The sequence below is a fragment of the Leclercia sp. LTM14 genome (assembly GCF_023736175.1).
In the GTDB taxonomy this organism is placed as follows: domain Bacteria; phylum Pseudomonadota; class Gammaproteobacteria; order Enterobacterales; family Enterobacteriaceae; genus Enterobacter; species Enterobacter barmai.
Map to the genome: position 1 here is coordinate 79,685 of NZ_JAIKTT010000003.1, position 23,424 is coordinate 103,108.

21 protein-coding genes are annotated in these 23,424 nt (G+C 60.4%); 8 read left to right on the plus strand and 13 right to left on the minus strand.

Annotated features, from left to right (window positions below):
• The first annotated feature begins 120 nt into the window (after positions 1-120).
• On the plus strand, positions 121-738 hold the full coding sequence (locus tag K5I40_RS09300; protein ID WP_223074401.1) for a response regulator transcription factor: 618 nt from the start codon (positions 121-123) through the stop codon (positions 736-738).
• Here K5I40_RS09300 and K5I40_RS09305 read toward each other — a convergent pair.
• The 5 genes from K5I40_RS09305 to K5I40_RS09325 are packed head-to-tail and all read right to left on the minus strand — an operon-like array spanning position 730 to position 8,001.
• Complete coding sequence (locus tag K5I40_RS09305) at positions 730-6,333, minus strand: AAA family ATPase (RefSeq protein ID WP_223074402.1); 5,604 nt, start codon at positions 6,331-6,333, stop codon at positions 730-732. The genes K5I40_RS09300 and K5I40_RS09305 overlap by 9 nt on opposite strands.
• A gap of 57 nt (positions 6,334-6,390) precedes the next feature.
• Positions 6,391-6,759: a response regulator gene (locus K5I40_RS09310; protein ID WP_138370156.1), complete on the minus strand. Its 369-nt coding sequence runs from the start codon at positions 6,757-6,759 to the stop codon at positions 6,391-6,393.
• A 26-nt stretch (positions 6,760-6,785) separates the two neighbouring features.
• On the minus strand, positions 6,786-7,043 hold the full coding sequence (locus K5I40_RS09315; protein WP_039030557.1) for a DUF1427 family protein: 258 nt from the start codon (positions 7,041-7,043) through the stop codon (positions 6,786-6,788).
• A complete protein-coding gene (locus tag K5I40_RS09320; RefSeq protein WP_032616311.1) occupies positions 7,040-7,249 on the minus strand; it encodes a DUF1427 family protein in 210 nt (69 codons plus the stop codon). The genes K5I40_RS09315 and K5I40_RS09320 overlap by 4 nt, the downstream gene beginning before the upstream one ends.
• Positions 7,250-7,308: 59 nt before the next feature.
• Positions 7,309-8,001: a hydrolase gene (locus K5I40_RS09325; protein WP_039030559.1), complete on the minus strand. Its 693-nt coding sequence runs from the start codon at positions 7,999-8,001 to the stop codon at positions 7,309-7,311.
• A gap of 235 nt (positions 8,002-8,236) precedes the next feature.
• On the opposite strand from K5I40_RS09325, the gene K5I40_RS09330 reads away from it, so the two are divergent.
• The 5 genes from K5I40_RS09330 (at position 8,237) to K5I40_RS09350 (ending at position 13,810) form a co-directional block, all read left to right on the plus strand.
• Positions 8,237-10,108 carry an amidohydrolase gene (locus K5I40_RS09330; RefSeq protein ID WP_223074403.1) on the plus strand — a complete coding sequence of 624 codons (1,872 nt, stop codon included), beginning with the start codon at positions 8,237-8,239 and terminating at the stop codon, positions 10,106-10,108.
• Positions 10,109-10,113: 5 nt separating this feature from the next.
• A complete protein-coding gene (locus K5I40_RS09335; RefSeq protein ID WP_375540635.1) occupies positions 10,114-10,521 on the plus strand; it encodes a DoxX family protein in 408 nt (135 codons plus the stop codon).
• Positions 10,518-12,128 (plus strand): MFS transporter, encoded by a 1,611-nt coding sequence (locus tag K5I40_RS09340; RefSeq protein WP_139564152.1) that lies wholly within the window; start codon positions 10,518-10,520, stop codon positions 12,126-12,128. The genes K5I40_RS09335 and K5I40_RS09340 overlap by 4 nt, the downstream gene beginning before the upstream one ends.
• A 30-nt stretch (positions 12,129-12,158) precedes the next feature.
• A complete protein-coding gene (locus K5I40_RS09345; protein WP_039030563.1) occupies positions 12,159-12,980 on the plus strand; it encodes an alpha/beta fold hydrolase in 822 nt (273 codons plus the stop codon).
• A gap of 134 nt (positions 12,981-13,114) precedes the next feature.
• Positions 13,115-13,810, plus strand: a complete 696-nt coding sequence (locus K5I40_RS09350; protein WP_139564150.1) for a helix-turn-helix domain-containing protein — start codon at positions 13,115-13,117, stop codon at positions 13,808-13,810.
• Here the strand turns inward: K5I40_RS09350 and K5I40_RS09355 are convergent.
• From K5I40_RS09355 to K5I40_RS09390, 8 genes are all read right to left on the minus strand, one after another.
• Positions 13,742-14,383 carry a 2-dehydro-3-deoxyphosphogluconate aldolase gene (locus tag K5I40_RS09355; RefSeq protein WP_223074405.1) on the minus strand — a complete coding sequence of 214 codons (642 nt, stop codon included), beginning with the start codon at positions 14,381-14,383 and terminating at the stop codon, positions 13,742-13,744. The two genes, K5I40_RS09350 and K5I40_RS09355, sit on opposite strands and share 69 nt — an antisense overlap.
• A complete protein-coding gene (locus K5I40_RS09360) occupies positions 14,373-15,266 on the minus strand; it encodes a 2-dehydro-3-deoxygalactonokinase (protein ID WP_223074406.1) in 894 nt (297 codons plus the stop codon). The genes K5I40_RS09355 and K5I40_RS09360 overlap by 11 nt, the downstream gene beginning before the upstream one ends.
• Positions 15,263-16,159, minus strand: a complete 897-nt coding sequence (locus K5I40_RS09365; protein ID WP_139564144.1) for a dihydrodipicolinate synthase family protein — start codon at positions 16,157-16,159, stop codon at positions 15,263-15,265. Before K5I40_RS09365 ends, K5I40_RS09360 begins: the two co-directional genes overlap by 4 nt.
• On the minus strand, positions 16,153-17,304 hold the full coding sequence (locus K5I40_RS09370) for a mandelate racemase/muconate lactonizing enzyme family protein (RefSeq protein WP_223074407.1): 1,152 nt from the start codon (positions 17,302-17,304) through the stop codon (positions 16,153-16,155). The genes K5I40_RS09365 and K5I40_RS09370 overlap by 7 nt, the downstream gene beginning before the upstream one ends.
• A gap of 16 nt (positions 17,305-17,320) precedes the next feature.
• Positions 17,321-18,562, minus strand: a complete 1,242-nt coding sequence (locus K5I40_RS09375; protein WP_375540636.1) for an MFS transporter — start codon at positions 18,560-18,562, stop codon at positions 17,321-17,323.
• A gap of 301 nt (positions 18,563-18,863) precedes the next feature.
• Positions 18,864-19,289 carry a FosA8 family fosfomycin resistance glutathione transferase gene (locus tag K5I40_RS09380; protein ID WP_223074409.1) on the minus strand — a complete coding sequence of 142 codons (426 nt, stop codon included), beginning with the start codon at positions 19,287-19,289 and terminating at the stop codon, positions 18,864-18,866.
• A gap of 149 nt (positions 19,290-19,438) precedes the next feature.
• Positions 19,439-19,831 (minus strand): hypothetical protein, encoded by a 393-nt coding sequence (locus K5I40_RS09385; protein ID WP_039030567.1) that lies wholly within the window; start codon positions 19,829-19,831, stop codon positions 19,439-19,441.
• An 11-nt stretch (positions 19,832-19,842) separates the two neighbouring features.
• On the minus strand, positions 19,843-20,127 hold the full coding sequence (locus K5I40_RS09390) for a hypothetical protein (RefSeq protein WP_138370150.1): 285 nt from the start codon (positions 20,125-20,127) through the stop codon (positions 19,843-19,845).
• Positions 20,128-20,306: 179 nt separating this feature from the next.
• Between K5I40_RS09390 and K5I40_RS09395 the strand changes: the two genes are divergently transcribed.
• Both K5I40_RS09395 and mcrC read left to right on the plus strand, forming a co-directional pair.
• The gene (locus K5I40_RS09395; protein ID WP_223074410.1) at positions 20,307-22,280 is read left to right on the plus strand and encodes an AAA family ATPase; all 1,974 of its coding nucleotides are present in this window, start codon (positions 20,307-20,309) and stop codon (positions 22,278-22,280) included.
• On the plus strand, positions 22,277-23,380 hold the full coding sequence (gene mcrC, locus K5I40_RS09400) for a 5-methylcytosine-specific restriction endonuclease system specificity protein McrC (protein ID WP_223074411.1): 1,104 nt from the start codon (positions 22,277-22,279) through the stop codon (positions 23,378-23,380). The genes K5I40_RS09395 and mcrC overlap by 4 nt, the downstream gene beginning before the upstream one ends.
• Positions 23,381-23,424 lie beyond the last annotated feature (44 nt).

Consider the following 23,424-nt stretch of genomic DNA (forward strand, 5'->3'; position numbering starts at 1 on the left):
ATGTGTTAAAGTGACTGCGTTCATAAAACTGCCGCCATAACCGCTTGAACATGAGGGAGGTAGTTTTCACGCTGAGCGAAATCCTCTCATCTCTGTCAGGCTGAATCATTGGGGCTATTAATGGAACATATTGTCTACGTCGTTGATGATGATCACGCTGTCAGGCGGTCCGTTGTCGGGCTGCTGGAGTCTGCCGGGCTGAACGCCCTCGACTTTTCCTCGGCAGAATCCTTTTTACAACACGCCTTTGAAGACGTGCCCTCCTGCGTGATCCTCGATATGCAGATGCCGACCATCAGCGGGTTTGAGGTGGCGGACTCCCTGAAGGCCAGCGGACGCGAGATCCCGATTATCTATCTAACCGGTCACGGCACCATACCGATGACGGTAAAGGCGATGAAGGGCGGCGCGTATGAGTTTCTCACCAAACCGGTGGCGTCGAATGACCTGCTGAACTCCATTGGCGACGCGCTGAAGCTGGCGGAAGAGAACGCCCTGCAGCTGCGGGAGCAGTACTCCCTGAAGCAGCGCCATCTCTCGCTGACGCCGCGCGAGCAGGAGGTGTTGCAGCTGGCGATCAGCGGGATGCTGAACAAGCAGATCGCCGCCGAGCTAGGGGTGAGTGAAATTACCGTCAAAGTCCACCGCCGTCGGGTGATGGAGAAGATGCAGGCCCGCTCGCTGGCGGATCTGGTCAGGGCCGCAGAGCGCCTGACCAGAAGCCAGCCCTCAGAGTGACGTCTCGCCCTCTGCCAGCGGCAGGGTAAAGGCGAAGACGCAGCCGTGCGGCTGGCGGTTGCTGGCCGTCAGCTTGCCGCGGTGGCGCTCGATAATGCTGTAGCTGATGGTCAGCCCCACCCCCATTCCCTGGGCTTTGGTGGAGTAGAACGAGTCAAAAATGCGCTCGCCCTGCCCCGGCGCGATGCCGGTCCCGCTGTCGGCAATCTCAAATTTGATCCCGCCCTTTTCCGGATTCGACGTCGACAGCAGCAGCGTGCCGGGACGATCCTTGATCTCCGCCATCGCCTCCACCGCGTTCATCACCAGGTTCAGCAGCACCTGCTGGATCTGCACGCTGTCAGCCACGATAAAACTGTTTTCTGCCGCCAGGGCAAAGCTGACGCTGATACTTCGACGATCCAACTCGCTGCGCGACAGGGTGATGATGTGCCGCACCAGGTGGTGCAGATCGATGCGGGTGAAGGCCGGATCCTGCTTGCGGGTCAAGGACTGCAGGCTGCGGATGATCTCCCCCGCCCGCTCGCCCTCGGAGACAATCTCCTCCAGCCCAATTCGCGCCTTATCCAGCCGGGCCGGTTCGCGGTTCAGCCAGCGCAGGCTCGCCCCGGCGTTGGCGACAATCGACATCAGCGGCTGGTTGATCTCGTGGGCGATGGACGAGGTTAACTGCCCGACGGTGGTGGCGCGCGAGACGCGGGCCAGCTCCGCCTGGGCCACCCGCATGGAGTCTTCTGCCGTGCGCTGGGTGGTGATGTCGGTGATGATGCCGTAATACTCGTTCACTTCGCTGCCCACCCCCACCGGATCGCCAATCCCCAGGATAGTGCGCACGGCGCCGTCGGCGCGGATGATGCGGAACTCGGCGCGCATGGTCAGGCCGTCGCGCACGCTCTCGGTCACCAGGGTGCTGATGCGCGGATAGTCATCCTGATGCACAAACGTCAGGAACTCCGCCATCGAGATCATCTTCTGCTTCTCCGGCAGGCCCAGAATGCGGGCGTACTCCTCCGACATAAACATCAGATCTTGCTGCAGCTCCCAGCGCCAGCTGCCGGTGTGGCTGATCTGCTCCCCCAGCATCAGCGAGGTCTGGCTTGCCCGCAGCTCTTTCTCTACCCGGCGGCGCTGCTGGTTCTCTTCCAGCAGTTCGGCATAGAGCCGGGCAGTCTCCAGCGAGATGGCGGCATGGGCCCCCAGCAGGCTCACCACCCGGGAGTGCTCGACGGTAAAGACCTCCGGCATCAGGCGGTTTTCCAGATACAGCACCCCCACCAGCCGCGCCTGCTTGAACATCGGAACGCACATCACCGCCGCGCCGGAGGTGACCAGATACGGATCCTGGCTGAAGGGGTGGAACTCCTCCGGTTTACCGGTGTGGATCTCCTGCCCGGTGCGGATCACCGCCGCCAGCACCGTCAGCGGCATCTCGGTCGCCATCGGCACGTGTTTGCGGATCTGCACCCGCACCCCGTCGGTGGTGGTGCTGGCGCTGGCCTCGATCTCCGGAATGTTGTTGTCGTTCACCCGGATCAAAAAGCCGCGCTGCGCCCCGGCACGCTCCAGCAGGATGGTCATCAGGGTTTCGATCAGCCGCTCGAGGTTGATCTCCTCCGACAGGGCGCGCGACGCCTTGATCACGCTCTGCAGATCGCGGATCTCCTCGTTGCGGGCAAAGGCCACGGTGTCCCAGGCGTTGGCCTGCCCGGGCGCCATCAGCCAGGGGAAATCCCGCTCCAGCTGGCGCACCTTCGACTGCGCCCCCGCCCGCGCCCAGGCGGTTATCGCCCCGCGGAAGTGGGCATCGGCGGCGGTGGTGTAGCCGCAGGCGTGGGCGAAGCGGCCCGCCAGCTCATGAGCCAGAGCGTTGAACGGGTTGAAGCCCCCTTCGCGGGAGAGGCGCACCGCCTTCTCGTACTGTTCGAGGGCGATGCTGTTCATGCCGTCGAGGCGCACAATCTCGGCGTAGATCAGCGCCTCTTTATCGGCGAAGGTGCCGGGGTTGATCCGCGCCCAGAGGGCGATTTTGTCGTAATGGAGGTGGATCTGGCGGCGCAGATCGGCGGTAAAGGTCTCCGGGGTCAGCTGCTGCGAGAGGGTTAGCGCGCTGTAGAGGTGGTAGTCCAGCAGATGAATATGGCCCGGCGCGGACCAGGCAAACCGCCCGGCCTGGGCCAGGTTCTCCGCCGCCTGCGGGAATTCGCCGCAGGCGAAGTGGGCCATGCCGCGATAGAGCCAGAACCAGAACAGCATGGTGGAGGTCTGCTCCGTGGCCTGCCCTGTAGCGCCGGGCAGCAGGGATTGCGGCAGCACCTCGCTGGCGCTCCAGGGGCCGCTCACCGGGGTGCGCAGGTGCTCCACGTAGTGGCGCTGCATCAGCAGGATCGCCTCCACGTCCTGGAAATGGGTTTTGCGCACGAAGGCCAGCCCGCGCTCGATACTCATCAGTACCGCGTCGAGGTGATCGCCCCGGGTCAGGAAGTTGATCACCTGATGACAGGCGGCAAAGCAGGCCACGGTCATGTCCCCGTGGGTTACGGCGGAGGTAAAGCAGGCTTTGGCGCACTCGATGGTGTAGCCCAGCGGCTGGGTCCAGACGCTGAGCTGATCCAGCGGCAGCAGGGTTTTGGCTTCAAAGGCGTCGTAGCCGTGGCGGTTTACCAGCTCCCGGGCCAGGGTGCCGTACTGGAAGCCGAGCCGGTATTCGGCGTAGCGGTGGCCAATCAGCACCCCGAACCACGCCATCGCGGTGGTGGAGGCGCCGGTAATGCCGTGATCGAGGGTCAGGTGCATCATCCGGCACAGCAGCACGAAATGCAGGCGCGAGCTGGTAAAGCTGGCGAACAGGCTGGCGCTGTTGAGCAGGTTCATCACCGCCTCGGTATCGCCATCTTTCATCAGCGGCAGCCGGTTGAAATGGCTCTGCGGATTATCGCCAACGCGGTTGCACAGGCTCTGCCAGGCCTCGTCGCACTCGGCGGTCTCCGGGAAGCGGCTGACGTGAATGCCAAACACCGCCAGCCAGCACAGGGCCGCCTCCAGCGCCAGCCGGTTGTCGGACTGGCGCATATAGACTTCCGCCAGCAGGTTGGCCGCCAGCGCCTTCTCCGCCAGCCCGCCGGGGGAGCCGAGAATGCGGTCGCACAGCCTGCGGGTGGTCTCAAGATTACCCAGCGCGAACTCGCACCCGGCCTCTTCGCTGTCGAGGATAAAATCGCTGGTGCTCTCGGGCGCGGCACCGGCGTTGCCCAGCGCCCGGGCGGTCTGGATGTAGCTCAGGGCGGACAGATAATCCCCCGAGCGCCGGGCGCGTCGGGCGGCCAGCAGGCTCAGCTCGCGGAACATCTGGCGCTGGGGCGCAGGCTGGATGCAGTCCAGCGCCGCCGTGACGTGGTGGACGGCGCGGAACAGGATCTCGTTGCCCGCCGCCTGACGGGCCGACTCCGCCAGCAGGCTGGCGGTGGTAAGGTGCAGGCGGCTACGCTCGGCGTTATCCAGCAGGGCGAACGCCGCCTCCTGAACCCGGTCGTGGGTAAAGGCATAGCCGTCGGCGCTGAGGGTGATCAGCTGCGCCGTCACCGCCGGGTGCAGGGCATAGCGGATCTCCGCCACCGACATCGACACCACCCGGCAGACCATCTCCAGCTCGCCGCTACCGCCCAGACAGGCGATGCTGCCCAGCAGGCGGCGGGTCTCTTCGGGCATCTCCTCCAGCTGCTGCAGCACCAGGGTGACCACGTTTTCGGTGTAGTGCCGGGTGCGGATGGCGTGCAGATCGTAGTGCCACTTGTCCTGATATTTATTGTGCGTCACCAGCCCGTCATCGACGATGCGGCGGAAGAACTCATGCACGAACAGCGGGTTGCCGCCGGTTTTCTCGTGGATCAGCCCGGCCAGATCGGCGGTGCTGGCGGAGCGGGTATGGAAGATGTTCGCCAGCCAGCGGGAGACCGCCTTCACCGACAGCGGCTCCGGGCGCAGCTCGGTGGTGTTGCGCGACGCCAGGTGCAGGTTCGCCAGCTGCTGATGCAGGGTGTTGTCCGGCAGCGAGCAGGCGTCCCGGTGCGCCACCACCATCAGCAGCGGCATGTTACTGCCGTGGGTCAGCAGGTATTCGAGAATTTGCAGGCTGGCGGGGTCGATCCAGTGGATATCGTCCAGCAGCAGCACCAGCGGAGCGCCCGCGCTGGCGAAGGTTTTGACCAGCGCCAGCACCATGTGGCTGAAGCGCGCCCGGGCGTCGATGGAGAAGGTATCGCTGGAGAAGCGCGGCTTGTTGTCCAGCAGCAGCCGCAGCTCCGGCACCAGACTGACGGCCAGCTCTTCGTAGCCCTCCAGCTCCCTTGAGAGGCGGATCTTCCAGTGCGCCACCTCCACCGCCGGGAGCCCCAGCAGGTGCAGCGCCAGGGTGCGAAACGCCGAGGTCAGGGCGGCATAGGGCAGCGTAGGGGAAAACTGATCCACCTTGCCCACCGCCAGCAGCGCGCTGCGGTGCTGTAAGGCCTTCAGGGCCGAGGCGATCAGCGACGACTTACCGATCCCCGACGGGCCGCTGATGGCCACAAATCCGGCAATCCCATCCCGGCTCACCCGGTCAAAGGCGTGGATCAGATCCGCCGCCTGAGGATGGGCGGTGTAGAGGGTATCGGTGAGATGAAACGCCGGCGAGCGATCCTGCAAACCCGGCGTGAAGGCGGCAATATCCCCCTCGTCGCTCAGGGTGGCCTGGCAGCGGCGCAGGTCGGCAATCAGGCCATCGATGGTCTGATACCGGTTTTCCGGTTTTTTCGCCAGCATTTTCAGCACGATGGCCGACAGCATGGCGGGCACGCCGGGGCTGACCTCTCCTGGCGATCGCGGTTCCGAGGCGATGTGATAGTGCGCCCACTTGCCCTGATCCTGGCCACCCAGCTCAAACGGCAGGCTGCCGGTAAGCAGCTCGTAAAGCACCACCCCGAGGCTGTAGAGATCGCTGCGGCTGTCCACCGCGCGATGGGTGCGGGTGGTGTGTTCCGGCGACATGTAGGCGGGCGTGCCGCCCACCACCGCCAGCCTCGACTGCTGCAGCTCTTCCGAGGTGCCGGACGACAGGCCAAAGCCCCCCAGACGACAGGTATTGTCCTCGTGAATAAAGATATTCCCCGGTTTGATATCCCCGTGCACCAGGTTGCGCAGATGCATCAGCCGCAGGGGCAGGCTGATGCGGATCGCCAGCTCCAGAAAGCTCTGGATGCAGGCCATCGGCGCGCCCACGATACGCGTCAGCAGCACAAAGGAAAAAGGGGCATAAACCAGTGCAAAGCGCCCGTGGTACTGGGTGCTGGCGACCGGGCGCACGGCCCAGTCGTCGCTCAGGTACTCCCGCAGGGCAAACTCGTTGCGCAGCAGGCGCGTTGCGCTGGCCTCTTCTTCATCGCTCACGGCGGTGGCGATGATAAAGGCTCCGCCGGAACGGGGCAGCCGGGCGTTGAGCCAGCAGAGGCTCCCCTCCTGCCCCAGCGGAGTAAAAATAACGTCTTCTTTAAGCACAAAAGCCCGCCCTTCGGATAAATTTCCGGGGGCGGGCCAGATCTCAGGCAGCGATGGGTTAGTCATCCACGTTCCTTATTTTTCTTCATTAATGGTTCTCGTGGGAAACAGGTAAAGGTGTTGTCAGCTGGCGAGCGCGCGCTGAATATGCGCCAGCAACACATCGACATTAATGGGTTTGCGCAGAAAAACAACGGCGCCATTCTCAACAGCGTAGCGCTCTATGTTGTCATCCGCATGACCAGAGATAAAAATGAGCGGCGGGGGTGAAGTGGCGATAAGGTGAAGCCTGTCGAGCATCTCCAGGCCGTTCATCCCCCTCAGGCGGATGTCGGCAATCACCAGCGCCGCGTCGGTCAGCGCGGTGGGGTGGCTGAGAAACCCCTCCGCCGAGTCGAAGGCTTCTGTGGCGTACCCCTCCGACTGCAGCAGGTTGCTTAACCCGCTGCGAACAGACCGTTCATCATCAATGATGGCTATGCGCTGCGGCATGCTCGTGTTCCTCAAATAAATCGTGATTAACCCTCACTGCCGTCGCCGGGACGGGGTGGAGGCGGAGTGCCGCTGATTTTGGGAACGCATTCGTGACGAAACCAGGTCATCGTCAGCTGGCGGCTGAAAAGACGGCGGCCAATCGGGATCAGCTGCTCCCCCACCAGCATGCCAAACAGCCCCATCAGCGCAACGACGGGCGGCGCGGGCGAGTGTACATCAATTGCGGCATAAATAACCCCTGCCAGAATTCCACAGCTCAGTGAAATGACCCAGGCTTTCATGACGAGGCTCCTGTGGAGAGGGTGACGGGCGCTTTTTGCGCGGTGTCGTCAGCGTGCAGAAAATGGCGGGTCGCCTGTTCGCCGGCCAGCATTCCCAGCAGGCCAATCAGCGCCAGCGCGGGCGGCGCGGGGGAACGCACTTTCAGCAGCGCGTAGAGCAGGCCTATCAGCACGCCTGCCGCGAGGGAAATTAACCCAGTACTCATGGTGAACTCCAGGGAGGTCAGCGGCAGGCCGGATGAGGGCCCAGCCTGCCGCGTCGAACTTAGCGGACCGGGGCCGGAACCGGGGCCAGGGTTTCGTGCTCGCTCTTCTGGCGAGACGGTGCTTTGTGCACCATGGTGTAGGCATAATCCACGCCCATGCCGTAGGCACCGGAGTGCTCACGCACGATATCCATTACCGCGTTGTAGGTCTCTTTACGCGCCCAGTCACGCTGCCACTCCAGCATCACCTGCTGCCAGGTTACCGGGATCACGCCGGCCTGGATCATGCGCTGCATCGCGAAGTCGTGGGCCTCTTTGGAGGTGCCGCCGGACGCATCCGCCACCATGTAGATCTCGTAGTCGCCTTCCAGCATCGCGCACAGGGCGAAGGTGTTGTTGCACACTTCGGTCCACAGGCCGGAGACCACCACTTTCTTCTTGCCGTTGGCTTTCAGGGCGTCACGCACTTTCTGGTCATCCCAGGAGTTCATGGAGGAGCGCTCAAGAATGTCTTTCCCCGGGAAGACGTCCAGCAGTTCCGGGAAGGTGTTGCCGGAGAAGCTTTCGGTTTCAACGGTGGTGATGGTGGTCGGGATGTTGAACACTTTGGCCGATTTCGCCAGCGCTACCACGTTGTTTTTCAGCACCTGACGGTCGATAGACTGCACGCCAAACGCCATCTGCGGCTGCTGGTCGATGAAGATAATCTGACAGTTATCCGGGGTTAACACTTCGAGCTTTGAGTTAGACATAATGGTATCCAGTGAGGTTAACAGGTGAAATCCGCCGCACCACCTTTGACGATGCGTTGACTGCATCCTATGTCTCTCTCGCCCCGGAGGTAATTATCTCTTTGTATAATTAACCTTTCGTATAGTTATACGTCGGTATAGTTATACTTTGGTATACCTATCCCTTTGTATAACTGGTTTTTTCGGTAACCGGTTCCAATAATCCTGACCAAACCCCTCTCAGTCAGGAGCAGTTATGACTTCCTCTGCTAAAGCAGATCTGATTCTGGTGAATGGCCAGTTTCATACCGTCGACCGTGAAAATCCCCTCGCCGAAGCGGTGGCCGTACGTGACGGCAAATTCCTTGCCGTCGGCACCGTAGCCGACGTGATGCAGTACCACGACGAGACCACCAAAGTGGTGGATCTCAAAGGCCATACCGCCATCCCCGGTCTCAACGATTCGCACCTGCACCTGATCCGCGGCGGGCTGAACTACAACCTCGAGCTGCGCTGGGAAGGGGTGCCGTCGCTGGCCGACGCCCTGCGGATGCTGAAAGAGCAGGCCCTGCGCACCCCGTCCCCGCAGTGGGTGCGCGTGGTGGGCGGCTGGAGCGAGTTCCAGTTTGCCGAGCGCCGCATGCCGACCCTGGATGAGATCAACGAGGCCGCGCCGGATACCCCGGTCTTTATCCTGCACCTCTACGATCGCGCCCTGCTCAACCGCGCGGCGCTGAAGGTGGTGGGTTACACCAAAGAGACGCCGAACCCGCCGGGCGGCGAGATCCAGCGCGACGCCAACGGCAACCCGACCGGGATGCTGATCGCCCGTCCGAACGCCATGATCCTCTACGCCACCCTCGCCAAAGGGCCGAAACTGCCTCTGGAGCAGCAGGTGAACTCCACCCGCCAGTTCATGCGTGAGCTGAACCGTCTGGGGCTGACCAGCGCCATCGACGCGGGCGGCGGTTTCCAGAACTACCCGGAAGACTACGAGGTGATCGCCGAGCTGCACGACAAAAAGCAGATGACCATCCGCATCGCCTACAACCTCTTCACCCAGCGTCCCGGCCACGAGCTGGAGGACTTCGAGAAGTGGACCGACATGCTCAAGCCGGGCCAGGGCACCGACTTCTTCCGCCATAACGGCGCGGGGGAGATGCTGGTCTTCTCCGCCGCCGACTTCGAGGATTTCCTCGAGCCGCGCCCGGATCTGGCCCCCGGCATGGAGGACGAGCTGGAGCGCGTGGTGCGCCATCTGGTGGAGCACCGCTGGCCGTTCCGCCTGCACGCCACCTATGACGAGTCCATCAGCCGGATGCTGGACGTTTTCGAGAAGGTGAACCGCGAGATCCCGTTCGACGGCCTGCACTGGTTCTTCGACCACGCCGAGACCGTCACCCAGCGCAACATCGACCGCATCAAGGCCCTGGGCGGCGGCATCGCCGTGCAGCACCGCATGGCCTTCCAGGGCGAGTACTTCGCCGAGCGCTACGGGATGGAGGCTGTGCGCCATACCCCGCCGGTGACCCGCATGCTGGAGACCGGCGTGCCGGTAGGCTTAGGGACCGACGCCACCCGCGTGGCGAGCTACAACCCGTGGACCGCGCTCTACTGGCTGGTCTCCGGGCGCACCGTGGGCGGCATGCAGATGTACGATCACAGCGCCCGTCTGGATCGCGATACCGCCCTGATGCTCTGGACCCAGGGCAGCGCGTGGTTCTCGAACGAGCAGAACCAGAAAGGGCAGATCAAAAAGGGCCAGCTCGCGGATCTCGCGGTGCTGAGCAAAGACTTCTTCCGCGTGCCGGAAGAGGAGATCAAGGGCATCGAGTCGGTGCTGACGGTGGTGGACGGCGATATCGTCTATGCCGCAGGCGCTTTCGGCCCGCTGGCGCCGCCTGCCATCCCGGTACTGCCGGAGTGGTCGCCGGTGGTCAAGGTGCCGGGACACTACCGATCCGCGCCACCGCAGGCCGCCCGGGTGGGGATGAGCGCCGTGCACCACTGCAGCGGGCCGTGCGGCGTGCATAACCACGCCCACGATTTTGCCCGCAGCGCAGAGATGCCGGTGGCCGACGATAACGCCTTCTGGGGAGCGCTGGGCTGCAGCTGCTTCGCGTTCTGATCATGATGAACTCAACTCAACCCCTGCCCCGGATCGACCTGGGGCTGTTCTTCCTGCGCATCACCGGCAGCCTGCTGTTGCTCTACGTCCACGGCCTGCCGAAGGTGCTGCACTTCAGCGAAGAACTGACGCGGATCGAAGATCCCTTTGGCTTCGGGCCGTACTTCAGCCTGATCCCGGCGATCTTCGCCGAGGTGATCTGCCCGATCCTGATCCTGTTCGGCGTGGCGACCCGGCTGGCCTGCGTGCCGATTATCGCCGTGCTGCTGGTGGCGATGCTGGCGGTGCACCCTGACTGGTCGATTGCCGAAGGTCAGTTTGGCTGGCTGCTGCTGATTATCTTCACCACCCTTGCCATCACCGGCCCCGGCGCGTGGCGGGTACGCTCGCGTGCCACGGAGAGATTCGCATGACTCAGGTGACCGACGCGCACATCGAGCACCCGCCTGCCCCGGCAATGTCGACGTGGCAGCCGCTGCACCAGCGGGTGTTCCGCATGCTGTGGATCGCCACGGTGGTGTCGAACGTTGGCTCGTGGATGAGCGACGTCGGCATCAACTGGAGCATGCTGACGCTGAGCGCCGATCCGCTGGATATCGCCATGGTGCAGGCGGCGAGCAGCCTGCCGATGTTCCTCTTCGCCCTGCCCTCCGGGGTGATGGCGGATATCGTCGACCGGCGCAAGTACCTGCTGTTTTCGCAACTGTGGGTGTTTATCGCCGCCGCCGGGCTGACCATTCTGTCGTTTACCGGCCAGGTGACGCCGACGGTGCTGCTGGTGGCGGCGTTTCTGCTGAGCGTCGGCAGCGCCATGAGCTCGCCGCCGTTCCAGGCGGTGGTGCCGGATCTGGTGAGCAAGGCGGAGCTGGGCCCGGCGATTGCTCTCAACTCGCTGGGGGTGAACATCAGTCGCGCCATCGGCCCGGCGCTGGGCGGCTTTTTGCTCTCGCTGGCCGGGCCGTGGATGGTGTTTCTGCTCAATGCCCTGTCGGTGCTGGGCGTGGCCTGGGTGCTGTGGCGCTGGAAGCCTGCGCTCTCGGTGCAGCGCCTGCCGCCGGAGCACTTTTTCTCGGCGGTGCGCGCCGGAGTGCGCTACGTCCACGCCGCCCCGGTGCTGCGTAATGTGTTGATCCGCACCGTGGCGTTCTTCGTCTTCGCCAGCGCGGGCTGGGCGCTGCTGCCGCTGGTGGCGCGCCGGGAGCTGGGCCTTGGCCCGGCGGGGTACGGCATCATGCTGGCCTGCATCGGGCTGGGGGCGATTGCCGGGGCGGTGCTGCTGCCACGACTGCGCCAGCGCCTGAACGCCGACCGGCTGATGGTGGCGGCAAGCCTGGTCTTCGCCCTCACCATGCTGGCCCTGGCCTTCGTGCGCCACTTCTGGCTGCTGAACCTGTTTGAGTTTTTCACCGGCTTTGCGTGGATTGCGGTGCTGTCCACGCTCAACCTGGGGGCGCAACGCAGCGCCGCACGCTGGGTGAAGGCCCGGGCGCTGGCGGTCTATCTGACGGTCTTTTTCGGCTCGATGACCGCGGGCAGCGCCCTGTGGGGACAGATTGCCTCGCACTTCAACACCTATACGTCACTCTGCGTGGCGACGGTGGGGATGCTGCTGGCGAGCGCCACGGTGCTGCGCTGGAAGCTGGAGAAAGATCCTAACCTGAATCTGGACACCAGCGGCCTGATTGCCGACGACGCCCGGGAGAACATCCCCAACGAGCGCGGGCCGGTGCTGGTCTCCTGCGAATATCTGGTTGATCCCGACGCGGTAAACGACTTTCTGCAGGCGGTCCACGAGCTGCGCCGGGTCAGGCGGCGAGCGGGCGCCATGAGCTGGGCGGTGTATGAGGATATCGACCGGCCGGGCCTGTATATCGAGACCTTCCTGCTGGGCTCGTGGGTTGAACACCTGCGTCTGCAGGAGCGCCACACCATGAACGACCACCTGCTGCAAAGCCGCGTGCTGGCTTTTCATCAGGGCGATGCACCCCCGGCGACCCGTTATCTGGTGGCGCCGGTTTAAAACCTAAAACAACATTTTGAGGAAGAGACTATGGCTACGATCAAAGCGAAAGACGGCACGCAGATTTACTACAAAGACTGGGGCGCGGGTAAGCCGGTGCTGTTCAGCCACGGCTGGCCGCTGGATGCCGACATGTGGGACAGCCAGCTTAACTATCTGGCCGAGCGCGGCTTCCGCGCCATCGCCTTCGACCGTCGCGGCTTTGGCCGTTCAGATCAGCCGTGGAACGGCTATGACTACGACACCTTTGCCTCCGACATCAACGACCTGATCACCGCGCTCGATCTGCGCGACGTGACCCTGGTGGGCTTCTCCATGGGCGGCGGCGACGTGAGCCGCTATATCGGCACTTACGGCACCGACCGCGTGGCCGGGCTGGCGCTGCTGGGTGCGGTCACGCCGATCTTCGGTAAGTCTGACTCTTATCCGCAGGGTGTGGATCAGTCGGTCTTCGCCGGCATTCGCGACGGGCTGCTGAAAGATCGCGCCCAGTTCATCAGCGATTTCGCCACCCCGTTCTACGGCCTCAACGCCGGACAGAAAGTGTCTGAAGGCGGCCTGACCCAGACCCTGAACATCGCCCTGTTGGCCTCCCTGAAAGGGACGCTGGACTGCGTAACCGCCTTTGCCGAAACCGACTTCCGTGCGGATATGGCCAAAGTCGACGTGCCGACGCTGGTGATCCACGGCAGCAACGACCAGATCGTCCCGTTTGAAACCACCGGTAAAGTGGCGGCGGAGCTGATTAGCAACGCGGAGCTGAAAGTGTACGACAACGCGCCGCACGGCTTTGCGCTGACGCATCAGGACCAGCTGAACGAAGACCTGCTGACGTTTGTGAAGGGGCTGTAAGGCTGTGGATCGGGGGGCACTGGCTCCCCGGTTACCTTTTTTCCTGTCACGTTCACACTCGTCGCTGCCGACAATACTTTTCCTCCCCTTCTCCCCTTACACTTAAGACCCTGAATACATTCCCGGAAGGTGAGATGAACAGCACTGTCTTTGACGCATTTCGTTGCCTTAATCTGCTGGCGACAGGTAATCGCGCTTTTGGTATTCGCGAAATTGGCCGTGAGATGGGGCTGGATCCGGCGAAAGTCTCCCGCCTTATGCAAACCCTGCTGGCGCTGGAGATGGTGCAGCAGGACGCCAGGCGCAAGTACAGCCTGGGAATGGGTATCCACCGGCTCTCGGCGAACGCGATCCATAATTCGGCGTTTTATACCGCCGTGCTGGAGATGCTGGAGGAGACCGGCAGCCACTCGGTGTCGATTGTCGTGGGGGTGCTGAGCGGCAAAAACGTGGTCTATCTCATCCACACTCGCGGCGGCAAAAGCATCGCCAGGGCCATCGGAAACTACGAATCTTTTCCGGTGCATGACTCGGTGATTGGCATTAAATTGCTGTCGGCGATGAGTGACGAGGAGATCGTGGCTCGCCTCGGCGTACACGATTACCAGCTGCTCAGGCGCGATATCGAAGAGGCCCGCCGTCATCAGGTGTTTGGTAAAACCTTTAACGAAACAGATTACCGCATGGCCTGTATTATTCCGGGCATGCAGGCCGCCATCGCCCTGTCGAACATTCAGGGCGATAAGCTGGACATCGACAAGCTACGCCATTTCCTGATCTCTGCCGCGCGTAAAATCAGCGGCTCCGCGCTCCCGGCGCTCCAGCAGTAGCGCGCAACGCGCTGCGGTGATGGCCACTGACTGCCCCGGCTTGTAGAGCGCGCTGCCGATCCCGACGCTGTCGTAATAGCGCAGGTAGTCGGCGGCGTTATCGACGTCCACCCCGCCTACCGCCGAAAAGCGTACCGGCGCAGAGAGCGGGCCCTTGATCATTTGCGGATAGTTTTGCGGCATGACGCTGGCCGGAAAAATCTTCAGCACGTCGGCCCCCGCCTCGCAGGCGCTGAAAATCTCGCTGGGGGTCATCACCCCTGCGCACACCCCCAGATCGTGACGTTTTGCCGCGTGGATCACCTCCGGATCAAGATTGGGGGTGAGGATAAACCGCGCCCCGGCGGCGGCGCTGGCGGCAACATGTTCCGGGGTTAACACTGTTCCCGCCCCCACCGTCACCCCATCGCCAAAGGCGGCACGCAGCCGTCGCAGGCTGGCGATCCACTCCGGCGAGTTGGTGGTGATCTCAACGGTGGTGAGGCCATGATCCCGCAGGCAGGCCACCTGCTCCACGCACTCGGCAGGGGTGATGCCACGTAAAATGGCAATAATGTCGGCGTTAGCGATCATGGCGGAATACCTCGTTCAGCCCGGCAATCAGCGCGGTTTCCGCCCCCAGCGTGGCGCAGGGCAGCCCGATTTGCTCGCAGGCTTGCTGGTAGAGAGGAAGCAGGGCCTGGCTGCCGATAAAACAGACCTTCTCTTTCACCGGATGACCGCGCAGAACCTCGTGGCCTATCAGCAGGCCGGAGAGCCAGCTTGCGGCGAAAGCCGGGTCGAGTTTCCCCAGAATGTAGCGTCCCCGACAGCGAAACAGCTCGCTCACCAGATCGCCCTGCCCTGCCTCTGCCGATTGCGCCACGCCAACCCCCTCGCTGAAGGCGCTGGCGGAAGTAACCTGTGGAGGAAGGCCTTTGCCCACCACCGAGTGATTGAGCACCAGGTGATAGAGCTCGCCGGTCATCAGGGTACGCAGACCCGTCACGCGCTGCTGCGGGCGATCGATGGTCATCCATTTGCTGTGGGTGCCCACGGCGGCAAAGGTGCTGGCGTCCGTCAGGGCGATGGCCCCGGCTAGTTGCATCTCTTCGCCCCGGCAGATCTCGTTGGCCTGCGGATCGCAGATACCTGGCCGCAGGGTCAGCGGGTTGCTGAGAATGCCGGGCAGTTCGCGACCCTTGCCCAGCAGCTCGCGGAAGCTGAGCGGTAAGGTCATATAGCCCGCATCGGCAATACCAATATTGCTGCCAATCATGCCGCACAGCAGCACGGGCAGATGCGGGTCCCAGGCCTCTTCCAGCCGCAACAGCTGCTGGCGCAAAATCGCCGGTAATTCGTCGCGCTCGCAGGTTGCGACGCCGCAGGTGTCCTGCACGGTGCGGATCACCTGGCCGTCACGCACGCTGATTGCCCGAAAATTGCTGGTGCCCCAGTCAACGGCGATGTAATTCATACCCGCGCTCCGAACACCGCCAGCGGCAGCGCGTCAGTGAGATCCTGCAACTCGTCGCGGGTGACCGCGTCCAGCCGTTTGGCCGGTTCGCGCACCACGTCGGTTGTGAAGATCCCCGCCCGGTGCAGGACGGTTTTGTGGATCGCCACGCCGATCCCCGGCTGCACGCCGTAGCGCAGGAACGGCAGATAGCGGTAGAAGAGCGACTGTGCTTCCCGCGGGTTGTGCTGCCAGGCCTGCAAAATCATGTTGATGACGTCCGGGAATTCGCAGGCGGGCATGGTGCCGATCACGCCGCGACGCAGCTCTTCGTAGAGAAAACCGGCGTTCAGGCCGCCGAACAAGCCCACGCTGTCGCCCAGAGCCTGCTTCAGGGCGGAGATTTTCAACGTGGTAGGCGGTTGCTCCACTTTGATGTACTTGATGGCCGGAAACGACTGGCAGAGCTTAACCAGCGTGGCCACCGGGATGTTGACCCCGGTCATCAGTGGCGCATCCTGAATCATGATCTCAATGTCGCAGGCCTCGCAGATATCCCGGTAAAAACTGACGATCTCCTCAGGGCCCGGTTTCACCACCGACGGGGGATTCACCATCGCGACCTGAGCCCCCCAGCGCTGTACCCGGGTGATCTCTTCAATCGCCACCCCAGAGGCAGCGCCCCCGGCGGCGGCCACCAGCGGCAGATCGCCGGTCAGCCTCCTGACGCAGGCGAACAGCGCCTCTTTTTCACCCTGGGTCAGGGCATAGCCTTCGGAGGCATTGCCGAACAGCGCCAGGCCATCTATGCCCTGTTGCAGCAGGAATTTCACCAGCCGCTCAATCGAGGCGAAATCCACCTCGCCTTCAGCATCAAACGCGGTGGCCAGAATCGGTACGTTGCCTTTTAACATGTTGCCTCCATGACGGCGTCTTCATTGATGTCAATACCCAGCCCCGGCCCCTGCGGCAGCTGATACGCCCCCTGCTGGCAGACGAGCGGCGTGGTGAGAAGCTGGTTGGCAATCTCAAAGACCGGGGGCTGATACTCCAGCATGTAGAGATTGGGGATGGCGGCCGCGACGTGCAGCGAGGCGGCGATGCAGGGCGCAAGCCCGACGCTCAGATGCGGGGCGACCAACAGGTTCCAGGTCTCCGCCAGCGAGGCGATGTGCATCAGCTCGCTGATGCCGGTGCGGCCCACGTCCGGCTGCAAAATGTCGGCCGCCCGCTGTTCGATAAAGGGTTTGAACTGGTAGCGGGTGCGCTCGGTTTCGCCCAGCGCGATCGCCACCGGGCTTTTGCTGCGCAGCTCGCGGTGCCCTGCCACGTCCTCCGGCAACAGCGGCGCTTCAAGGAAACCGACGCCGAATTCGCGCAGCGCCGTGGCCAGTTCGGCGGCATCCGCCACGCTGTAATTCCAGTGGGCATCGAGGAAGATTTTCGCCTCGTCGCCCAGGGTTTCACGAATGGCTCGCACGTTGGCAATGTCTTCCCGCACGCCGTAGCCCAGCGCCAGCTTGACGGCGTTAAAGCCCTTCTCCTGCCAGCGTGTCGCCAGCTGGCAACGCGCAGGCAGGTCGGGCTCAGGCAGGCCTGAAACATAGCAAGGAATGGTGTCACGGTACGCGCCGCCCAGCAGTTGCCAGACCGGCTGGCCGAGCAGCTTGCCTTTGAGATCCCACAGGGCGATATCCACGGCCGCAAGGGCGTCGATGTGGTAGCCGGTGATATGGCCGCGATCGCGCATTGCATCGTACATACGGGCGTTCAGCACGCCGCTTGAGAGAGGCGATTGCCCTATCAGCAGCGGTGCGAAGAGCTGGGTTATCAGCTCCGCAATCACCTGCGGCACTACCGGGGCCAGCGCTTCACCCCAGCCGACGCAGCCGTCGTCGGTGGTGATTTTGACCAGGCAGGTCTCCATTTTGCGCGAGTAGACGCAGCGGTACTCCGGGCGATAGTAGTAATCACTTTCATGCCCCTCAACGCTGCCCCCCAGATAGGCCTGCTTTGGGGTGATCTTCAGCGGAAAACATTCAACGCGACTAATTTTCATAATAACTCCGGGACGGTTAATCCAGCACTTTGCCGGCGGTCTCTTTCGCCAGCCACACGGCAATGAATGAGATAAGCGCGGTGATCATCACGTACCACGCAGGCGAGAGCGGATCGCCGGTTAACGAGATCAGGCTGGCAGAGGCCAGTGGCGTAACGCCACCGAAGATCGCCACCGTGAGGTTATAGGCGATGGCGATGCTGCCGTAGCGAATGGCGGTCGGGAACAGTTCAACCATCGCCGCACCGCAGCCGCCGTTAAACATGGCGACAAAGACGCCCAGCATGCTCATCGCCGCGATGGAGGTGCCCACCGAGCCCTGGCTCATCACCAGCATCGCCGGGTAGGTCAGCAGGATGAAACCGCCGCACCCCATCAGCATCAGCGGGCGGCGCCCCCAGATATCGGAGAGGTAGCCGGTGATCGGCATACAGACCGCGACGCTCAGCAATCCGAGGGTGGTAATGAGATAGGAGTCGGTTTTGCTGTAGTGCAAATGGGTGGAGAGATAGCCCGGCATAAAGGACTGCAATACCCAGCTGCTGACCGCTTTTACCACCACGAAGCCGGTGCAGAACAACAGGGCGCGTGAAGAGGTGGCAAGCGATTTGCGCAGGGGGGATTTCTCCAGCTTGCCGGTCTGTTTCAGCTTTTTAAACTCGCTGGAGTCTTCCATATTGCGGCGCATGTAGAGCCCGCCTAATCCCAGCGGGGCCGCCAGCAGGAACGGAATGCGCCAGCCCCAGTCGTTCATGGCGCTTTCGCCGAGCGTATGGGTGAGAAACAGCACCAGCCCCGAGCCACAGACGAAGGCCATAAAACTGAAGTTTTCGCTCCAGCAGGTCAGGGTGGCGCGACGGTTGGGTTTGGCGCTTTCGGCCAGATAGGTAATGACGCCAGAACTTTCACCGCCAGCGGCAAAGCCCTGCACCAGGCGGGTGATGACCAACAGCACCGGGGCGAGGATCCCCACCTGATGCCAGGTGGGCAAAATGCCCATCACGAAGGTGGAGCAGGAGGTGATGACGATGACGGTCACCAGCACTTTGCGCCGCCCCAGACGGTCACCCATCGAGCCAAAGAAGAGCCCGCCCAGCGGACGCATCAGAAAGCCGGAGCCGAAGACCGCGAAGGATTTCAGCAGTCCGATAACCGGATCGCCGCTGGCGAAAAAGTTAGTGGCGATAATCGCCGCCAGCGTGCCGTAAAGACCGAAATCAAACCACTCGATAAAATGGCCGATGCCCGCCGAGAGCATCATTTTGGTTCTGCTTTGGGCTGGCGCGTGCTGCCCGGCAGATGCGTAATCACCCGCGAATTCAGAGTCGGTATTAGCCATGTAACCTCCTGAGGCCAGGAAAGGTGTCAACGAATGTGACGTGTTTGTTATGAAGCTGAGTGTAAGGAATTCGCAGAGGCTGACGAGCGGGGGTTCGGGATGCGTGAGGGGTATCAAAGAAGCGTTGCGGGAAATGTTTCACATAGTGAAACAGTGAGAGAAAAGTGGTCGCTGGCCTACAAAACCGTAGGCCCGTGCAAGCGAAGCGCCGCCGGGCAAATTATGTGTCGTCTGAGGTAAAAACCATCCCCGCATAAGGCTTATCCCGACACGCCGCCAGACGCGCAGCCAGATCCCCTACGTGCAGCTCCAGCTTGTGCCCGTCCGGGTCGAGAAAATAGAATGACGCCCCTTCGCTTTTGTTCTCTTTCCAGACCGTTACGCCAGCGTCTTTCAGCTTTTGCGAGACAACTTCGAAGTTTTCCGGTGCAACAGAGAAGGCGTAGTGGGTGTAGTCGCTATTTTGCGGCGGGATAAATGTTCGCGTTTCGTCATAAGACAGGCAGAGCCAGAGATCGCCGCAGGTAAGGTAAGCCCCGGTGTGCCATTCGGCGTGCAGCCGCAGGCCGAGAAGATCGCGCCAGAATGCGATGCTGGCAGGCAGGTTGCTGACGGCGAGGGTCAGATGGTTAAGGGCGTTGAGCATGAGGTCAGTTTCGTATAGAGGTTAACCTCACTTCTTTAGCATGTTTATTGACGTATAAACAGAAGCGCCGGGTGTCGCTGCGCTTACCCGGCCTACGAAATGACAAAACCGTAGGGCCGTGCAAGCGAAGCGCCGCCGGGCAATGGCTGCTACCGTCTTTTAGACCAGGCGGCACGCATTACGGGAATAAACACCGGTGGGATAACGCCCATTTTGGGCAACGGTGAAGCAATCTCCACGCCTGGTGCCACCGCAAACCACTCGGTATTAAAAGGCAATTTTTGCAGGCGATTAAGATCAAACTTTGTCGGCCAGCTTAGCCCTGCCGTATCCAACTGATCGTCGATGACAAATTCGCCCTGATAGACGTGGTCCGTCCGGGAGGTTCCATAGACAATCAGGACGGCATGCAGATCCGGGAAGACGTTCAAAATCAGTCCGGGACGCGCTTTCGGCCCCGGATGCCCCAGATCCTCATGTTGAGGAAATCGACACCAGATGATGTCACCGATTGCCGGTAACGGGTTGTAATTATTAGTCATAAGCGTCCTGCTTATTTAAATAATGGAGAGTCCAGATCGTCCTCTGAGATGTCGAGGCCTGACATTTTTCTGACCGCATTGTGTTGCGCTTCGGTCAACGGGCCATCGTCCTGTTCGTAGGCAGGCAACACCTCTTTGGCGAGGTTGCGTAACGCCTTGTGGACTAACTCAGTCTGGTTCAGGGATAGCTCAGCCATCAGGCGGGCAAACGTCTCTTCACTTACGCCGAATTCGTTGTCAACGGAACGGAGCTGGAACAGGAATTTTTTAGGTGCAGTGCGTGTTGGGGTGGGCATGATAACCTCTCTTCTTTACCGCTATATGCAAAGTATATAGAGAGGTGGGGAAATGATCCATATAGAATGTATATAACCCTATCGATGATCCCTGTTTTCGGTAGTTAGGCATTGTGTCTTATGATCCCGTAAAATTCCGGCAACAGAATGATAAGTACATAAAATTTACTGGAGAGCATATGGACGCGGCTGAACATGATACCCGGTTTGCCTGGGCGGCTTTTTATCAGGCTTTTGCGAGTAAACTGCTGACCTGGCAAGACCGAAGAGAAGAGCTGGTCGCAGGTATTCATCGGATTGCCGCTGACGTCGGCGGCATGTCCCATCTGCAGGATAAGCCTGCTGAGGGCGAACCTCATCCTCTAAAAGATATTTGCCCCTTCACCACGATGGGGTTATTCAATCGCAATCTCACCGTTGGTAATCGACAAATTATTGCCGCCAGGCTGGCGGATTTGCTGGGCGTAGACGAACCTGTACCCGATTCATTTGACGGCATCCCCGTGCTCAATAACCAAAAGTCGTGGTTTTTTGCGTATGAGAGAACCCGTACCACCGATGACATCGATATTCTCTGGGCAATGTTTTCGCTGGCTATCAGGTTAGCGGATAATACAGATGAAGCTCAGAATGCAGATGACAAATCTAAAGCTTTTTCAATCGTATATGATGCCACGTCAAATATACACAACGTCGGCTGGAACCTGACGATGGGTTTATACTGGGCTCGTCCGTGGTTCTACCCCACGTTAGATAGCCAGTCGCAGAAGTACATCCAGAAAGTTTTAAACATCCAGATCCTCAAAAACGGTGTAAAAGGCCGCTGTAGCGCGCACGACTACCTGAACATTACACGAGCGCTTAAACAGGCCTTTACCCAGCCAAATTTCCCTGTGCATAGTTTCCCGGAACTCTCGTTGACCGCGTGGAATACGGATGTCACTCAGTCAAAAGATGAGGTAGAAAATCGGACATGGAAAGTTTATCTGCTCAACAAAATTAAGGCGTTATGCCTGCAAAAAGACAGCCCTTATTTCACCTATCAGGAACTCAAAGAAAACTATCTGGACGAAATCAAAGCCGATCATCCGAATAACAATACGGTTGAAAATTCTATTTATTATTATCTGCAGATATTACGTAAGGATGATGAATTAAAGTTCCTCAATGCTGGCAATTATGAATACCTGAACTTTGATAAAACCGAGACGCAGAATATTACCGAGGATACGGTCGAAGAGAGCGCGCCGCCCTCTAAGATCCCTCATGCACCTTACGATATCAGTAACCTGCTTGAAGAAGGGTGTTTCCTCGATGAGGACAAGCTTCGGGTTACCTTACAGCACTTGACCGACAAAAAGAACCTGATCCTGCAAGGGCCGCCTGGCACGGGAAAAACCTGGCTGGCGCGCCGTCTGGCGTACTGCCTGATGGGTGAGCAAGCCCCCGAGCGGATTAGCGCGGTGCAGTTCCATCCAAACCTCTCTTATGAAGACTTTATTCGCGGCTGGCGCCCGGGAAAAGAGGGGCGCCTGGAGCTGATCGATGGACCCTTCGTGAACGCTATTAACAAAGCGCTTAATAATCCTGCCGCGAAATATGTGGTGATTATTGAAGAGATCAATCGCGGCAATCCGGCGCAAATTTTCGGTGAAACGCTCACCCTGATGGAGGCCGATAAACGCACCCCGACTGAGGCGCTTGAGCTCTCCTATCGCAAGGAGCCGGATGAAAAAATCTATATTCCCGAAAACTTATATATCATCGGCACGATGAATATAGCCGACCGTTCTCTGGCGTTACTCGATTTAGCCTTGCGCCGTCGTTTCGCGTTTATCGACCTGAAGCCAATGTTTAACGATGCGTGGAAAAAATGGGTAAACCAAAAATTTGCGGTCGACTTAGACGTTTTAAATTTAATCGAATCGCGACTGACAGCATTAAACGAGAAACTGGCAGATGACGTCGCCCTGGGGCCACAATTCTGTATCGGACACAGCTATGTCACCCCGGCAACCGGCCAGAAGATTGGTGAAGCCCTTGCCTGGTATGAACAGGTAGTCGAGACGGAGATTTGCCCGTTACTCGCCGAATACTGGTTCGATGCTCCGAGCAAGGTCAACGACGCAAGAAAAGTATTATTAGCACAATGACTTCCGGGAGCGAGCAACATAAGACGGCACGCATTCCCGTGCGCAATCTCTGGCTACTGATGCTGTACGCTTCCGACTTGTTTCGGGAGCTGGGGCGGCGCAATGTGGCCGTGGAAGATAACCCGGATGAGATCCCCGATCTGGTGGCGAAGATCCTGCTTCATGAAATTGCGCTCCGCCGCCGTCGTAATTTAAGCATGGGTTATCAAACCCGGCATGCCTCTCTGAACCGGGTGCGGGGACGCATTGATATTTTGCATACGGCCAGCCATCAGCTGTTAGATCGGGGCCGGGTCGCCTGTGAGTTCCAGGAGATGACGCTCGATACACCACGAAATCGCTTCGTTCGCTGTGCGTTAGAACGCCTCACCTCGCTCATCACCAAACCTGTACTTGCCGCAGATTGCCGCTTTGCGGCAATGGCGCTGCGTCGGGAAGGTATAAACGGTGAGTACCCTGACAACCGCGAACTGCCCTCGGTGACGCGCTTTGGTCGCCATGATGCGGCCGATAAACCGATGGTGGATGCCGCGCAGCTGGCCTTTCAGTTGCTGTTACCTACCGAGGATCAAGGGCTCCACCTTTTACCCGCCCCTTCAAATAATCAGGCCTGGATGAGAAGACTATTTGAGAAAGGTATTGCGGGCTTTTATCGCGTCCATCTGGAAAAAGCGATCTGGCATGTCGCGGCCGGGAAAGAGCTGAAATGGGCATTGAGCGATCAAAGCGCAGGGAGTGCTGATATCTTTCCGACAATGCAGTCAGATATCGTTCTTGAACACAGGGTGAATGAGAAACGCATCATTATTGATACCAAATTTAATGCGATCCTCACGAAGGGCTGGCACCGTGATACCACGTTGCGCAGTGGCTATATTTATCAGCTGTATACTTATCTGCGCACTCAGGAGAACAATGACGATCCTTTATCCCTTCAGGCTGCAGGCATGCTGTTGCACCCTGCCGTTGGGTATATGCTGCATGAATTTATCGTCACGCAAGGACATAAGATCCATTTTGCGACAGTCGATATGGCTGCGGATGCACAATCGATAAAAAACCAGTTACTGGATTTGGTTCATCGTTGCGCACAGTCATGACCTTTACGCCGGGTGGCGCTGCGCTTACCCGGCCTACGAAAGGA

What these genes read in the sequence shown, in the direction of transcription:
- K5I40_RS09300 (WP_223074401.1), top strand. Translation starts at nt 121, where the DNA reads ATGGAACATATTGTCTACGTCGTTGATGATGATCACGCTGTCAGGCGG.
- K5I40_RS09305 (WP_223074402.1), bottom strand. Translation starts at nt 6,333, where the DNA reads ATGACTAACCCATCGCTGCCTGAGATCTGGCCCGCCCCCGGAAATTTA.
- K5I40_RS09310 (WP_138370156.1), bottom strand. Translation starts at nt 6,759, where the DNA reads ATGCCGCAGCGCATAGCCATCATTGATGATGAACGGTCTGTTCGCAGC.
- K5I40_RS09315 (WP_039030557.1), bottom strand. Translation starts at nt 7,043, where the DNA reads ATGAAAGCCTGGGTCATTTCACTGAGCTGTGGAATTCTGGCAGGGGTT.
- K5I40_RS09320 (WP_032616311.1), bottom strand. Translation starts at nt 7,249, where the DNA reads ATGAGTACTGGGTTAATTTCCCTCGCGGCAGGCGTGCTGATAGGCCTG.
- K5I40_RS09325 (WP_039030559.1), bottom strand. Translation starts at nt 8,001, where the DNA reads ATGTCTAACTCAAAGCTCGAAGTGTTAACCCCGGATAACTGTCAGATT.
- K5I40_RS09330 (WP_223074403.1), top strand. Translation starts at nt 8,237, where the DNA reads ATGACTTCCTCTGCTAAAGCAGATCTGATTCTGGTGAATGGCCAGTTT.
- K5I40_RS09335 (WP_375540635.1), top strand. Translation starts at nt 10,114, where the DNA reads ATGAACTCAACTCAACCCCTGCCCCGGATCGACCTGGGGCTGTTCTTC.
- K5I40_RS09340 (WP_139564152.1), top strand. Translation starts at nt 10,518, where the DNA reads ATGACTCAGGTGACCGACGCGCACATCGAGCACCCGCCTGCCCCGGCA.
- K5I40_RS09345 (WP_039030563.1), top strand. Translation starts at nt 12,159, where the DNA reads ATGGCTACGATCAAAGCGAAAGACGGCACGCAGATTTACTACAAAGAC.
- K5I40_RS09350 (WP_139564150.1), top strand. Translation starts at nt 13,115, where the DNA reads ATGAACAGCACTGTCTTTGACGCATTTCGTTGCCTTAATCTGCTGGCG.
- K5I40_RS09355 (WP_223074405.1), bottom strand. Translation starts at nt 14,383, where the DNA reads ATGATCGCTAACGCCGACATTATTGCCATTTTACGTGGCATCACCCCT.
- K5I40_RS09360 (WP_223074406.1), bottom strand. Translation starts at nt 15,266, where the DNA reads ATGAATTACATCGCCGTTGACTGGGGCACCAGCAATTTTCGGGCAATC.
- K5I40_RS09365 (WP_139564144.1), bottom strand. Translation starts at nt 16,159, where the DNA reads ATGTTAAAAGGCAACGTACCGATTCTGGCCACCGCGTTTGATGCTGAA.
- K5I40_RS09370 (WP_223074407.1), bottom strand. Translation starts at nt 17,304, where the DNA reads ATGAAAATTAGTCGCGTTGAATGTTTTCCGCTGAAGATCACCCCAAAG.
- K5I40_RS09375 (WP_375540636.1), bottom strand. Translation starts at nt 18,562, where the DNA reads ATGCTCTCGGCGGGCATCGGCCATTTTATCGAGTGGTTTGATTTCGGT.
- K5I40_RS09380 (WP_223074409.1), bottom strand. Translation starts at nt 19,289, where the DNA reads ATGCTCAACGCCCTTAACCATCTGACCCTCGCCGTCAGCAACCTGCCT.
- K5I40_RS09385 (WP_039030567.1), bottom strand. Translation starts at nt 19,831, where the DNA reads ATGACTAATAATTACAACCCGTTACCGGCAATCGGTGACATCATCTGG.
- K5I40_RS09390 (WP_138370150.1), bottom strand. Translation starts at nt 20,127, where the DNA reads ATGCCCACCCCAACACGCACTGCACCTAAAAAATTCCTGTTCCAGCTC.
- K5I40_RS09395 (WP_223074410.1), top strand. Translation starts at nt 20,307, where the DNA reads ATGGACGCGGCTGAACATGATACCCGGTTTGCCTGGGCGGCTTTTTAT.
- mcrC (WP_223074411.1), top strand. Translation starts at nt 22,277, where the DNA reads ATGACTTCCGGGAGCGAGCAACATAAGACGGCACGCATTCCCGTGCGC.